General features: G+C 64.2%; 12 protein-coding genes. 5 read left to right on the plus strand and 7 right to left on the minus strand.

Annotated elements, in window-relative coordinates:
• Positions 1-2: 2 nt before the first annotated feature.
• Genes ccoG through ccoN form a run of 5 tightly spaced genes read right to left on the minus strand, consistent with a single transcriptional unit; the run spans position 3 to position 4,971 of the window.
• Positions 3-1,490, minus strand: a complete 1,488-nt coding sequence (ccoG, locus tag Q0L25_RS20505) for a cytochrome c oxidase accessory protein CcoG (RefSeq protein ID WP_296617537.1) — start codon at positions 1,488-1,490, stop codon at positions 3-5.
• 1 nt (position 1,491) lies between these two features.
• Positions 1,492-2,412: a cytochrome-c oxidase, cbb3-type subunit III gene (gene ccoP / locus Q0L25_RS20510; protein WP_296617539.1), complete on the minus strand. Its 921-nt coding sequence runs from the start codon at positions 2,410-2,412 to the stop codon at positions 1,492-1,494.
• Complete coding sequence (locus Q0L25_RS20515; RefSeq protein ID WP_296617542.1) at positions 2,405-2,566, minus strand: cbb3-type cytochrome c oxidase subunit 3; 162 nt, start codon at positions 2,564-2,566, stop codon at positions 2,405-2,407. Before Q0L25_RS20515 ends, ccoP begins: the two co-directional genes overlap by 8 nt.
• A complete protein-coding gene (gene ccoO, locus Q0L25_RS20520) occupies positions 2,563-3,303 on the minus strand; it encodes a cytochrome-c oxidase, cbb3-type subunit II (RefSeq protein ID WP_296617544.1) in 741 nt (246 codons plus the stop codon). Before ccoO ends, Q0L25_RS20515 begins: the two co-directional genes overlap by 4 nt.
• A gap of 6 nt (positions 3,304-3,309) precedes the next feature.
• The gene (ccoN, locus tag Q0L25_RS20525; RefSeq protein ID WP_296617545.1) at positions 3,310-4,971 is read right to left on the minus strand and encodes a cytochrome-c oxidase, cbb3-type subunit I; all 1,662 of its coding nucleotides are present in this window, start codon (positions 4,969-4,971) and stop codon (positions 3,310-3,312) included.
• 258 nt (positions 4,972-5,229) lie between these two features.
• Here ccoN and Q0L25_RS20530 point away from each other — a divergent pair, with 258 nt between their 5' ends.
• Both Q0L25_RS20530 and pdxH read left to right on the plus strand, forming a co-directional pair.
• Complete coding sequence (locus tag Q0L25_RS20530; RefSeq protein ID WP_296617819.1) at positions 5,230-6,003, plus strand: sterol desaturase family protein; 774 nt, start codon at positions 5,230-5,232, stop codon at positions 6,001-6,003.
• The gene (gene pdxH / locus Q0L25_RS20535; protein WP_296617547.1) at positions 5,996-6,571 is read left to right on the plus strand and encodes a pyridoxamine 5'-phosphate oxidase; all 576 of its coding nucleotides are present in this window, start codon (positions 5,996-5,998) and stop codon (positions 6,569-6,571) included. Before Q0L25_RS20530 ends, pdxH begins: the two co-directional genes overlap by 8 nt.
• Here the strand turns inward: pdxH and Q0L25_RS20540 are convergent.
• Entirely contained in the window at positions 6,549-7,838 is a 1,290-nt protein-coding gene (locus Q0L25_RS20540; RefSeq protein WP_296617548.1) for a hypothetical protein, read from the minus strand. The genes pdxH and Q0L25_RS20540 overlap by 23 nt on opposite strands.
• A gap of 119 nt (positions 7,839-7,957) precedes the next feature.
• On the opposite strand from Q0L25_RS20540, the gene Q0L25_RS20545 reads away from it, so the two are divergent.
• The 3 genes from Q0L25_RS20545 (at position 7,958) to Q0L25_RS20555 (ending at position 13,050) form a co-directional block, all read left to right on the plus strand.
• Positions 7,958-8,563: a CGNR zinc finger domain-containing protein gene (locus Q0L25_RS20545; protein ID WP_296617550.1), complete on the plus strand. Its 606-nt coding sequence runs from the start codon at positions 7,958-7,960 to the stop codon at positions 8,561-8,563.
• A gap of 178 nt (positions 8,564-8,741) precedes the next feature.
• Positions 8,742-11,636 carry a TonB-dependent siderophore receptor gene (locus Q0L25_RS20550; RefSeq protein WP_296617552.1) on the plus strand — a complete coding sequence of 965 codons (2,895 nt, stop codon included), beginning with the start codon at positions 8,742-8,744 and terminating at the stop codon, positions 11,634-11,636.
• A gap of 31 nt (positions 11,637-11,667) precedes the next feature.
• Complete coding sequence (locus Q0L25_RS20555; RefSeq protein ID WP_296617553.1) at positions 11,668-13,050, plus strand: serine hydrolase; 1,383 nt, start codon at positions 11,668-11,670, stop codon at positions 13,048-13,050.
• Here the strand turns inward: Q0L25_RS20555 and Q0L25_RS20560 are convergent.
• Positions 13,006-14,214: a retropepsin-like aspartic protease gene (locus tag Q0L25_RS20560; RefSeq protein ID WP_296617555.1), complete on the minus strand. Its 1,209-nt coding sequence runs from the start codon at positions 14,212-14,214 to the stop codon at positions 13,006-13,008. The genes Q0L25_RS20555 and Q0L25_RS20560 overlap by 45 nt on opposite strands.
• Positions 14,215-14,232: the final 18 nt, after the last annotated feature.

Raw genomic sequence — 14,232 nt, forward strand, 5'->3', positions numbered from 1 at the left:
TCCTACTCCGGGCGTTCGAAGAAGCTGGGCGCCGATGCCGAACCGCCTTCACGGTCGAGTGCGCGCGCGGTGAAGGTGATCGTCGTGCGCTGGTCGCCCGTCGCGGGGGCCGCGGCGAACAACGATACCTTGGCGACCTGATCGGCCGGCACTGTCAGCCGGACCGTGCGCGACGCTCGCTGGCGCGAACCATCGGCGGTCCAGATGGCGGCATCCAGGCCTTGCAGGCCAAGTTCGACGGTGCGCGGCCGTGCCTCCATGTTGCGGACCTTGATCGAATAGCTGTTGCGGATGGTGCCGTCCGACAGGCGCACCCACATCGGATTGCGGGTCTGCAATGCCTCCACCGTCAGCCGCGTCCGCGTGCCGAGCGAGAAGAGCATGGCGAGCCCGACCGCCGACCAGGCAGTGAGATAGATCAAGGTGCGCGGCCGCAGCAGCCGGCGCAGCGGCGGCAATGCCGGCTTGCCCGCCGCCTCGAGCTGTCCGTCGAGTTCGGTCGTGTAGCCGATCAGCCGCGGCGGCCGTCCGACCCGCTTCATCACGTCGTCGCACGCGTCGATGCACAGGCCGCAGGTGATGCAGCCGATCTGCGGTCCTTCGCGAATGTCGATCCCGGTCGGACAGACCGCCACACAGGCGTTGCAGTCGATGCAATCGCCGATCCGCGTCGCGCCGGTGGCGAGGTCGGCCAGCACCACATTGCCGCCGCGCGCTTCGGCAGCGCGCTTGACGCCATGGCTGCGCGGTTCGCCGCGCCAGGTCTTGTAGGTCACCGCGAGCGTGCGCTCGTCCATCATCGCGCCCTGGATGCGCGGCCATGGACACATATAGATGCACACCTGCTCGCGCATCAGCCCGCCGAGCGTGAAGGTGGTGAAGGTCAGGACCCCGATCGTCGCATAAGCGACGAACGGCGCGGTGCCGTTGACGAGCTCGCGGGCGAGGGTAGGCGCGTCGGTGAAATAGAAGACCCAGGCGCCGCCGGTGGAAACGGCGATCAGCAACCACAGGACGATCTTGCTCGTTCGCTTGGCGATCTTCGCCGGGCCCCAAGGCGCGCGATCCAGACGGATCTGCGCGTTGCGATCCCCTTCGATCATCCGCTCGACATGCACGAAAAGGTCGGTCCACACCGTCTGCGGGCAGGCATAGCCGCACCACGCGCGACCGACCGCCGACGTCACCAGGAACAGGCCGATCGCCGCCATGATCAACAACCCGGCCACGTAATAGAATTCGTGCGGCCAGATCTCGATCGAGAACATGTAGAAGCGGCGATGCGCCAGATCGACCAGCACGGCCTGGTCCGGGGCGTAGGGCCCGCGGGTCCAGCGCAGCCATGGCGTGACGTAATAGATGACCAGCGCCACCGCCATCACCGCCCATTTCAACCGGCGGAAGGTGCCGTCGATTTTCCGGGGAAATACCTTGCGGCGCGCGGCGAAGAAATGCTCCTCGCCGTTGGTCAGATCGCGCGGATCGGCCATCTCACTTCGCCGCGACGGTGGCGGCGGGCGCAGCCGCCGGCGCCGGAAGTGCCTCCCCGCCACCCAGCGAATGGACATAGACGGCCAGCATCTTGAGCGTCACCGGGTCGAGCTTCTTGCCCCAGGCCGGCATGATCCCATAGCGGGCATTGGTGACCGTCTGGGTCAGTGTGTCACGATCGCCGCCATAGAGCCAGATTGTGTCGGTCAGGTTGGGCGCTCCCACGGTGCGGTTACCGCGGCCATTGGCGCCATGACAGACCGCGCAATTATTGGCGAAGATCGCACTGCCGCGCTTGGCCGACGGGCTCATCGCTTCCTGGTGCGAGATGAAGCGCACATAGGAGACGGCGTCCTGAACCTCTTCGGGCTTCAGGATCTCATCCTTACCGAAGGCCGGCATTTGCGACATGCGGGTAGCATCGTCGCCGGGGAAGCGTACGCCGTCGAGCAGGGTCTGCTGGATCGACTTGATGTCGCCGCCCCACAGCCAGTCGTCGTCGTTCAGGTTGGGATAGCCCTTGCTGCCCGCAGCGCCCGATCCGTGGCATGCCGAACAATTGATGCGGAACGCCGCGCGCCCGCCGTCGATCGCGGCTTGCTTTAGCGTCGGGTTCTTCTCGATATCCTCGATCGGCAGTCGATCGATCGCCGCGAACGTTGCCGCCTTGGCCTTTTGATCGGCGGTGAGTTCCGCCTCCAGCTGGCCCTTGCTCGTCCAGCCGAGCAAGCCCGGCGTAGCACGGGTCAATAGCGGCCAGGACGGGTAGGCGATGCAATAGCCGATCGCGAACACGATGCAGGCGTAGAAGATGTACAGCCACCACCGCGGCATCGGCGTGTCGAGTTCCTCGATCCCATCCCATTCGTGACCGACGGTGCTGGTGCCGGTCGCCTGGTCGATGCGCTTATTGTCAGCCATCGGCCTGATCCTCTTCGAAAATGCTGGTGGCGGCGCGGCGGGTGGCCGCGGCGGAATTGGGGCGGAAGGCCCAGCCGACGAAGGCGACGAAGCCGACACCCATCAGCACGAGACCCCAACTATCGGCGAATTGCCGGAGCGCTTCGTAGCTCATTTGGCGGTCTCCCGTGCCGCCGCCTTCTTGAAGTCGACCTGGGTGCCGAGCATCTGAAGATAGGCAATGAGCGCATCCATCTCGGTCAGGCGACCGGGATTGCCGTCGAAATCGCGCGACTGCGCGCCGGGATAGCGCTTGGCCAGTTCGGCCTTGTCGCCGTCGCCGAAATCGCCCTGGGTGAGGACGTCGGTGACCGCCTTTTTGATATCGTCGTCGCTATAGGGAACGCCGACATCGCGCAGCGCCGTCAGATCGCGGTCGATATGCGGCAAATCCAGATTGCGGTCCGCCAGGAAGGCATAACCGGGCATGATCGACTCCGGCACGACCGAGCGCGGATCGGTCAGATGCTGGCGGTGCCATTCGTCCGAATAGCGTCCGCCGACACGCGCCAGGTCCGGTCCGGTACGTTCCGACCCCCAAAGGAAGGGGTGGTCGTACATGCTTTCCGACGCCAGGCTGTAATGCCCGTAGCGCTCGACCTCGTCGCGGAACGGACGGATCATCTGGCTGTGGCAGAGTGAGCAGCCTTCGCGGATGTAGATGTTGCGTCCGGCGAGCTCGAGCGGCGTGTACGGCCGCACGCCGTCGACCTTGGGCACCGTCTCCTTGATCCAGAACAAAGGAGCGATTTCGACGATCCCGCCGACCGCGACGACGAGCAGGGCGAAGACCATCAGCAACATGACGTTGCGCTCGATGACCTTGTGCTTCTGAAGGAATGAAATGGCCATTGCTGCTTACTCGGCGGCAAGAGGAAGGGGAGCCATGGCGGCTGCCGGTACGACCGGACGGTCCTTGGCTGGATCGAAGGCGGCCGTGGTCATAGGCGCTTCGTCGCGCAGCTTGCCGGCGATCGTCATCCAGACGTTCCACACCATGAAGATCGCGCCGGCGAAGTAGAGCAGGCCGCCTGCGGTGCGGATCACGTAATAGGGATGGAGCGCCGCCACGACCTCGGCGAAGGAATAGACGAGGTATCCGTCCTCACCATATTCGCGCCACATTAGGCCCTGGGTGATGCCCGCGACCCACATCGAGGACGCGTAGAGGACGATGCCGAGGGTCGCGCACCAGAAGTGCCAATTGACCATGCGGAGCGAATAGAGCCGCTCGCGGCCCCACAGGCGCGGCGTCATGTAATAGATCGCGCCGAAGGTGATCATGCCGTTCCAGCCGAGCGCGCCCGAGTGGACATGGCCGATGGTCCAGTTGGTGTAGTGCGACAGCGAGTTGACGCTCTTCACCGACATCATCGGGCCTTCGAAGGTCGACATGCCGTAGAAGGCGAGCGCGAACACCATCATGCGGATGATCGGGTCGGTGCGGATCTTGTCCCATGCGCCGTTGAGCGTCATCAGGCCGTTGATCATGCCGCCCCAGCTCGGCATCCACAGCATCACCGAGAACACCATCCCGAGCGTCTGCGCCCAATCGGGCAGCGCGGTATAATGGAGGTGGTGCGGGCCGGCCCAGATGTAGAGGAAGATCAGCGACCAGAAGTGAACGATCGACAGGCGATAGCTGTAGATCGGCCGTTCGGCCTGCTTGGGCACAAAATAATACATCATGCCCAGGAAGCCGGCGGTCAGGAAGAAGCCGACCGCGTTATGGCCATACCACCATTGCGTCAGCGCGTCCTGGACCCCCGAAAAAGCGGAGTAGGATTTCGATCCCAGCCACGATGCCGGCATCGAGATGTTGTTCACCAGGTGGAGCATCGCCACGGTGATGATGAAGCCGAGATAGAACCAGTTGGCGACGTAGATGTGCGGCTCGGACCGCTTCACGATCGTGCCGACGAAGACCACCAGGTAGCTGACCCAGACGATCGTCAGCCAGATGTCGACATACCATTCGGGCTCGGCATATTCCTTGCCCTCGGTGATGCCCATCATATAGCCGGTCGCTGCCAGGACGATGAACAGCTGGTATCCCCAGAACACGAACCGGGCGAGGGCTGGCGCGAACAGCCGCGCGCGGCAGGTCCGCTGCACGACGTAGAAGCTAGTCGCGATCAGCGCGTTGCCGCCGAACGCGAATATCACCGCGGACGTGTGAAGGGGGCGCAGCCGTCCGAACGACGTATATTCGAGACCGAGATTGAAGATCGGCCAGGAGAGCTGCGACGCGATCAGGATACCGACCAGAAATCCGGCGACACCCCAGAACACGGTCGCGATTACGCCCCAGCGTATCACGTCGTCATAATAACGGTCTGGGCGTGCCGCTTCCGGCTCGCGCCCGATCTGCCGCAGCGTGTAGAAGGCCGCGATCGTCGCCGCGACGGCGCAGATCATCATATGCACGGCAAAGCCGGTGTCGGCCGCGAATCCTGCTGCGCTGACGCACAGGAATATCAATAGGAGCCAGCCCCCGGCCCTGGTCACGACGTCGTCCAAATCGACCCCCTGAAATGCGTTGTCACCCCGGTGAATGGGGATAAGCGGCGGCTTAGCCGGGGGGGTGAGCAGCGCTCTATGCGTAGTTTCCCCAAGGCCTTGCCGACGCCAGGGGCGGTGGTCGCCAATGCGCACGATTTCCTTGACCGCGATCAAATCCTCGCCGTGGGCCAGGGGTCTATCGGTCTTCGTGACGAGGCGGCAGAGGGGGCAATCGGGCCGCCTCGTCAACTTCTATCAGCCGAGGCAACACCCGCCATGCAGTCCGACGAAATGCTCGCCACGCCGTTCTGGCGCCGATCCCACTATCTCGATCGTATGACGTTGCGCGATCTCGCCGGCGCCTATTTCCACCATTATGCGATCGTGACCTATCTGCTGCTCGCGACGGCGATGGTGGGTGTGTACGCGTACCGGCCGGCCTCGCCGATCCAGACCGCTGCGACGGTCGCGCTCATCGTTCTGGCCTATCCGCTGGTCTGGTACTCGCTCCATCGCTGGGTGCTGCACAGCAATTGGATGTTCAAGGTGCCGTTCCTGGCTCCGGCATGGAAGCGCATCCATTACGACCACCATCAGGATCCCAATCATCTCGAAGTGCTGTTCGGCGCGCTCTACACGACACTCCCGACTTTGCTGCTGGTCGCGGCGTTGCCCGGGTGGCTGATCGGCGGGGTGGGCGGGGCTGCCGCCGGTTTTGCCACCGGCCTGCTCGTCACGTGCTTCTACGAATTCGCGCATTGCATCCAGCACCTGTCGTACAAGCCGCGGCTGCGGTTCCTGGCAGTGATGAAGGCGCGCCATCTCGAGCATCATTTCCACGACGAACGCGGCAATTTCGGCATCACCAATTTCGTCTGGGACCATGTGTTCCAGACCTATTACACGCGGCCGCAACGTCCCGCCAAAAGCGCCACGGTTTTCAACCTGGGCTATGACGACAGGATGGCGCAAATTTATCCCTGGGTTGCGCGCCGGTCGGGCGGAGTCGCCGCCGGTCACCCGCGATATCGGGCCGGTGCCAATGACTGAACCGTGGCCGATGCTCGAGCGATGGTTCGCCGAGGCCGAGGCGAGCGATCCGGCCCTCTACAACGCCGCGGCACTGGCGACAGCGGATCGCGATGGACGGCCTTCGTCCAGGATCGTGTTGCTGAAACGGCACGATCGGCACGGCGTGGAATTCTTCACCAACCTGGCCAGTCGCAAGGCTCGCGACCTCGCCGATCGCCCGGACGCCGCCATCTGTCTGTTCTGGCCCGGGCTTGGCCGCCAGTTGCGGATCGAGGGGCCGGTCACGCCGACCAGGAGCGAACGCAGCGACGCCTATTTCGCCTCGCGCGACCGGGACTCGCAGATAGGTGCCTGGGCGTCTCGGCAATCCGAACCGCTGGCCGATCGTGCCGCCCTGGTCGCGCGGATCGCGGCACAGGCCGAGCGGTTCGAAGGGCGAGAGGTCGCTCGGCCGCCTTTCTGGGGCGGCTATGTGATGCATCCGACGGTGATCGAATTCTGGTCGGACGGCGTGGCGCGATTACACGAGCGACAGGAATATCGTCGGCGCGGCGACGAATGGACTATTCAGTCGCTATTCCCTTGACGGCACCCATGTCCCGCCCGCCGGCGTCGTTGCTGGCCGGAGCGAGCGCAAGGCAAAGCAGCGGGAGCGCCAACGCATAGGCATATTGGGTGAGCGTCACGCCGATATTGAACGGGAACCAGATGGTGGGAATGCCCAACCGGGAAAGCTCGTTGATGAACAGCGCGGTCGCGATAACGGCCATCGTTGCGAGCGCCAGCAATCTGCGTTCGCCGCGCACGATTATCCGCACCGCGATAACCACGAACAAGACAGCGAAGACGGCGCGGCCGATAGACACCAACGCATCTGCGTGAGTAACGGCTGCAACGACCCTTAACGCCCAAGCCGCGATGGCGATCAGCAAGACGACGCGCCGGTCGCGTCCTTCCGCCCAGTCGTTCCACGCAGCCGTCCATGCCAGCATGGCGAGCGGCGACAGCAGGATGGCATTCTGCCGATCCAGGGTCGAAATACCTATCAGATCGGTCCAGGCAGCCGCGGCATTCCCCAGCCTGAGACAAGCGGTCGCCACGAGCGCGACCGCCAGCCATCGGGCAAAGCCCGGCCTGGCGGTCGACCGAGCCATGACGAGCGCGATGCCGGCAAGCAGGAACATCATGATCGGCAGCGCCAGCTCGACGATATAGCCGGCAATCGTTCGATGCCATTGGGCACTGTACAATGTGTCGCCGAACGGGGCGGAGGCGAGGGTAGGGGCGCTCCGGAGTCCGCCGCTCTGATCGTCCCGGCCCAATCCGGGCTGCATGAAGGCTCTGATCGCCAGTACGCCGGCATGCTCACCCGGCGATGGCGGAAGCCGGACCAAATAGGGTCGGGCGCCGACCACCTTGGGGTGATCGCCCAGCCTGCCGATGCCGCCGATCGGCTTGCCGTTCCAGAACATCTCGTAACCGTCATCGACCATCGTCGGGCCGAGCAACGTCCAGTCTCCGGGCGCCGGCAAGGCGACATGACGGCGATACCAGCCATAGCCCTCGAGATCGGGGTGGCCGCGCGCGTGCCAGCCCGCGAGGTAGCCGGGAAGGCCGACGTCGAAATCGCGATTGCTCGGCAGGGAAACCAGGTCGATCCGATCCCAGCCGCTATCGTCTATCCGCGGATCGGCCCAGCGCGGATCGTCGCCGGGATGGAAGCGCCATGTCCCGTCCAGCACCTTTGCCGGGCCGACCGGATCGGGGCGCCCGCCGATGGCGAGTGTCGCCACTGTGACGAGCAGCATCGCCAGGCCGAGAGAGAAGAACCAAAACCGCAGTCGATGAGGCACGTCGCTTCCCCTACAAGCTGCGCGAACGGAGGTGCATTTTTTTGGAAGTTTAAGCTGGTAGATGAGTCTGCACCAGTTAAATGAGTTTCACTGGTGTAGTCAACGGAGTGCAATGTTGGATGGCCGTTTCCCTTCCCCGTCCGGTTTCCGCGATCCGCCTGGATGGTGGCCGTCTGGCGATCGACTTCGCCAACACGATCCATGACCGGTTCGCGGCCGACGTGGAGGATTATATCGCGACGCCAGAACGCTATGTGGAATGGGCCAGGCGCTCCGGCGCGATCGCCGTCGGCGAGGCGATCGACGTGTCGCGATTGGAAGGAGAGAGTGAAGGGCTCATGGCGGACGTACGCTCGCTGCGGGATGCCACCTATCGTCTCTTGTCGGCCTGTGTCGACGTTGCCCCGCTTCCCGAGGGTCCATTGCTCGTTGCAAATGCGTGGCTGTTACGCGCTCGCCAGAGCCAGTCGCTGACCGACGACGGCCTGCTCAGGTTGCTTGCGAACCCGGAGGATTTGCGCATCCCGCTCAAGCGGATTGTCTTGGACCTCGTGGATACCATGGCCGGCGCGCGGGCCGGCGAATTCAAGCTCAAGCGTTGCGCGAACCAGAGTTCCTGCGGGTGGATATTCGCCGACACCAGCAAGAACGGCAGGCGTCGCTGGTGCGCGATGCAAACTTGCGGCACCGCCAGCAAAAGCGAGGCTCGCCGGCATAGGCGCTAACGCCGGACACGGCGCATGCTGGATTCAGGCAGGCAGTATTGAACAGCGCCGGGATCATAACTCCGGGTTATCGGCGCAAGACGTAATTGCGGATTGATTCCTCGGCCCCGCTCACGGACCTTGCACTTGCCCGGTCGGCAATACGACCGAGAGCAAAATAAACATCAGGGGGAAAATCATGGCACTTCATTCGTGTTCCCACCTCGTGCGTCTGCGCTCCGCGTACCTTGCCGGTAGCGCCGCGATCCTGCTGGTATCTTCGCCGGCATTTGCCGCGAGCGCCGACAATTCGGCACCGACCGCGCAGGAAGCGCCCCCCGCTGCCCAGCCGAGTGACGATCAGCCGCAAAAGGACATTGTCGTCACCGGCTCGCTGGTGCGCAGCACCGGTTTCACCGCACCGACGCCGGTCACCGTGCTCAATGCCGACACGCTGGCGCGGGTCTCCGCGCCCAACGTCGCCGACGCGATCAACCAGATGCCGGCGCTGCGGCCTTCGCTCACCCCGACCAGCGCGGTCAACGCCGGCGGCGGCACCCAGGTCGGCGGCAATTATCTCGACCTGCGCGGTCTCGGCTATGCCCGCACCTTGGTGCTGCTCGATGGCCGGCGCTACGTGCCGTCCAACCCGACCGGTGCGGTCAATCTCAACAACATTCCCCAGGCGTTGATCGATCGCGTCGACATCGTCACGGGCGGTGCCTCCGCCGCTTATGGCGCCGATGCCGTGGCGGGCGTGGTCAATTTGCAGACCAAGGCGAACCTGGAGGGCCTCAAGGCGACGCTGCAGGCAGGCGAGGCCGGAGCGGGCGATTACCGCAACGTGCTGATCTCGGTGGCGGCGGGGACGAAGCTGACCGACAGCATGCACCTGGTGCTCGCGGGCGAATATTCCGACAATACAGGCATCGCCCGCTTGTCCGCGCGGCGCTGGGCGGCGGCCGGTGCTGGCCTGCTCGCCAATCCCAATGCCGGAAATGGCGGTCTCGGCACGCCGAGCCAGCCGCGCCAGTTTCTCGTCACCAGCGGCCTGCGCAACAGCAATTCCACGGCCAATGGTGTGATCACCGGCGTGACGTTCCGGCCCGGCTCCGGCTCCCCGATCAATACTATCACCGGACTGCCGGCCTATCTGAAAGGCATCCAGTTCAACGATGCCGGCCAGGCGGTGCCGTTCTCCCTGGGCACCATGACGACTTCGGGCACGGCGCTGGGCGGCGACGGCGTGAACGGCATGGCCGACCAGGTCGGGGCGACGCCGATCACGCGCTACACCGCCTATGGCAAGCTGAGCGGCGACGTGGCGCCCGGCTGGACGGCGTTCATCGAGAGCTCCTACAGCCATTTCCATTCGCTGCAGGACGGTATCCCCTCGACCTTCAGCTACACGATCGCGGCGGACAATTTCTATCTGCCGACCGACCTGGCGGCGACTCTGGCGGCCAATAAGGTGTCCTCAATCACGGTCAACAAGCTCGCCGATCAGAATGCGCGGACGCTGACCAGCTACAATACCGACGTCTATCAGATCACGCTGGGCGTGCATGGCGATCTCGGCAAGAGCTGGTCGTTCGACGGCTATTACGGCCACGGCCGCAACTACAATGACAATATCAGCCGCAACAATCGCATCCTCGCCAATTACGCGCTGGCGATCGACGCGGTGGCCGATCCCGCTCACCCGGGTTCGGCGATCTGCCGGTCGACGCTGACCAAGCCGGGCAATGGCTGCATTCCGCTCAACATCATGGGCAAGGTAGATCCCAGCAATCCGGCATTGGGCTACGTCAATGGGGTCGCCGAAACGATCAACGATATCGAGCAGGACGAGCTGTCGCTTACGCTTCGCGGCGAGCCCTTCTCGACCTGGGCGGGGCCGGTCTCGCTGGCCCTGGGCGGCGAATATCGCAGCCAATCGCTGAGGGTGAATTTCGACAGCGCCTCGCGGGCCGGCGCCTATTCCGCTCCGGCGCTGCCTTATTCCGGCAGCGTCGACGTCAAGGAAGCGTTCGGCGAATTGCTGATCCCGTTGCTGGCCGATTCACCGTTCGGCAAGCGGCTGAGCGTCGATGTCGCAGGGCGCGTCACCAATTACACGACCTCCGGCACGGTCGAGACGTGGAAAGCGGGTATCGATTACACTATCAACAATTCGATCCGGCTGCGTGCGACCGAATCCCGCGACATACGCGCGCCCAACCTGGCCGAATTGTATCAAAAGAGCGGCAGTTCGTTCCTGACCGTCACCGATCTCGACCCGCGCTATCTCGGGCAAAGTTATCTGGTCACGGCGCTGACCGCGGGCAATTTGAACCTGAAGCCGGAAATCGCCAGGACCTTCACGGGCGGGGTGGTGCTGACCCCGAGCTTCATTCCGCGGCTGAGTATCTCGGTCGACTATTACAATATCGATATCAAGAAGGCGATCATTCAGCTGACGCCGGCGACGATTGTGCAGCAATGCTTCACCACCAATACGGCGGCTTGCCAATATATCACTCGCGACAATAGCGGGCTGATCACCACGGTGTTCAGCGGGCCGACCAATCTTGCTTACGCCATGACTCGCGGCATCGACGTCGAGATGAGCTACGTCCTACCGGTCGGGCGCGATCGCGTCGTCTTCCAGGGCCTGGTCAATTACCTGATCAAGACCGAGACGTATGACGGGGCGGTGCATGTGCGCCTGGACGACAGCGTGGTCCAGCCGACCGTGGCGGGCATGGGCGGCAACCCGCGATGGAAGGCGAACGCCAATATCAGCTATATCGCCGGCGACTGGCGTCTCAGCGCCACCGCGCGCTATGTCGGCGGCGGCTTCATCGACCGTACCTTGACTGCCAGCAATATCGACAAGCTGACCGTCAACGGACGGCTCTATGCCGATGTCTCGGGCGAGGTGACGATCTTCCATCCGCGTGGCGCGGGCAGCAAGGTCGCCCTGTTCGCGGCGGTCCAGAACCTGTTCGACAACGATCCGCCGATCACCGGCGCCGGCGGCTATGGCACGACGCGCGCGCTGTACGACACGATCGGCCGCCAGTTCATGGGCGGGCTCCGCGTGAAATATTGAGGCCGATGGCCGCGAAAAGGGGGAGGGTAGCGTGACTCGGATTGCACATCTGCCACTGTTCGCGCTTGTCGCGGCGTCATTTGCCACGGCCCCGGCCTTGGCCGACAGCCCGGTCGAAGCTGGGTCGGCCAAGGCGGCCGCGGTCAAGGCCGCGCTCGCCGTGCCGGCCGGCTCGGCCGCTCCCGGCTGCGCGGTCGGACTGTTTCGCGGCGGCAAGCCTGAGTTTCTGGTGAGCGACGGCTATGCCGATGTCGCGACCGGACGCCGGATCGACGGCGACACGCAATTCTACGCCGCTTCGGTCTCCAAACAGTTCACCGTCGCCGCGCTCATGCAATTGGTCGTGGCCGGGAAGGTGCGCCTCGACGACGACGTGCATCGCTATCTGCCCGAATTGCCGTCTTATCCCGATCGGCTGACGATCCAGAACCTCTTGAACATGACGAGTGGCGTGCGCGATTCGCTCGTGCTGCTGCAACTCGACGGGATCGAACCGCTTTCGCGTGCCAGCCGGGCCGAAGCGCTGGCCGAGATGTTTCAGCAGCGGGATACCAAATTCAAACCCGGCACCGCTTATGACTATACCAATGGCGGCTATCTGCTGCTGTCCGAGGTGGTCGAGCGCGTCTCGGGCGAGAAGTTCGAGGCCTATGTCAACGCGCATGTGTTGAAGCCGCTGGGGATGACCCGCAGCTACGTCATGTTGGGCAGCCGCAGTTCCGACGCCAATGCCGCGCGGGGCTATACCATGCCGGGAGGCAAGGTGACGCTGACCGACGAAATCCCGCTGTTCGGAGGGAGTGGCGGGTTGATCACCACGGTCAACGATCTCGGCAAATGGTATGCCGATATCGACAGCGGACATAAGGTCTGGACCCGGGAATTGACTCGGCTGATGACCACTCCTGGACGGTTTGCGGACGGCAGCCCGGTGCGCGATCACGGCCAGGGTCCGGTCTATGGCAATGCCTTGTTGATCGGTCCGCACTGGTTCCACCACACCGGTGCCGCGGGGGGATTCAAGACCCTTTTCGGCTATAATCGAGAGCAGCGGTTCGGCGTGGCGCTGCTCTGCAACAATGGCGACTACAACCCCGATAAAGTCGCGGATACCGTGCTTGCCGCGTTTGACAGCAGCGTGCCGCGCGTGAGCGAAGGCGCTCCGCCATCTTCGCTCGACGGCCGCTACGGCAATCCCAACCTCAAGGCGGTCTATTCGATTGCCCTGACGGAAGCCGGTGGTACGGTGACCGTGACCGATCGCAACGGCAAGCCGGGCGCGCCGCAACCGCTGGAAGCCACCGGACCCGGCCAATATAAGGGTCGAGGCTATACGTTGAGTTTCGACGACAATGGCATGGGCTTCACGCTAACGATTCCGCGCGTGGCCCTGCATTTCACGCGATTGCCCTGACGCGTTGCCATTGCCGTCGCGCGGTATCGCCTGCAGCGTCATCGTCGCGAAGTCGATCGTCAGCAATTTGAGCTGGACGATCATGTCGCTGCCGACGCGCCCGGCGCTGCTGTCATTGTCCTCGATATTGACCTTGAGCGCCTTCAGCGGAACGCCATCGATCGTATAGTCGAGCTGGGGCAGCACGCGGACCTTGGTGGTAACGAAGCCGCCGGCGCCGCCGATCGTCGCGTTACGCTCCGCCGCGCTTGCGAGCTGATCCTTGCTCAACAACGCAAGGCCCGGTCTGCGCAACGCGGTCGAATCGGCGCCGCTGTCGAATTGCGCGCCGGCGGTACCGAGCGGCGTGGTGATCGGGATGCCGAGCCCATCCTCGTGCCAATAGACGCGTACCGTCTTGCCCTTGGGCAGTGGCGCGGCGGTGCCGAGCGCGAGCTTGGTGCCGCCGTCCAACCAGGCGATCCGGCCGAGCGCGGCGAAGGCGGGCAGGCCGAGGATGGCCGGGATCGTGTAGTCCTTGCCGAGCTTGAGCATCGCGTCCGGCAGAATCAGCACGGGCAGGTTCTCGACCGTAGCGCCGCCGATCATCGCCTTGTCGATCAGGCCCATCTTGCCGGTCACGCGGGTGGTCGACGTGCCGACATCGCTAGACCCGGGCAGGATGCGCACTCCCAGCTGCGTGGCGGTGCTTTCGGTGACGACGGAAATCTCGGCGCCCGTGTCCACGAACCAGGGCAGGGTGATGCCGTTGACGGTAACGTTCGCGCTCTTGCTGCCGAGTGGATTGGCGATGGTCGGCACTGTGGTAGCGCCGCGCGCGCGGATCGGCGGCGCGTCGCGAAAGGCTTCCGCGATCTTCTCGTCGCTGGCATCCTCTCCGTCGGGAGCGAGCTTGTTCGCCTCTGCGCAGGCGGCGACGCGTTTCGCACCGCCGACCGTCACGCCATAATCGTTGCACAGGCGGTGAAACAGCATCGCGCGCACTGGAGCGGATGCATCGGCATGCGCCCGCAGCCAGGCTTCGATCGCGGCATCCTCGGCCGCACCGCCAAACTGGGCATCATAGGCTAGCCGTTCCGCCGTTCCCGGACTTGGGGGCGGCGCATAGGGATCGGGTTGGGGCAGAGCGGCCTGGGCGAGGAGCAGCGCGATCGTCGGAATCATGGGGCCCTCTCTATCGAC

Source organism: Sphingomonas sp. (assembly GCF_024508665.1).
Taxonomy (GTDB): Bacteria; Pseudomonadota; Alphaproteobacteria; order Sphingomonadales; family Sphingomonadaceae; genus Sphingomonas.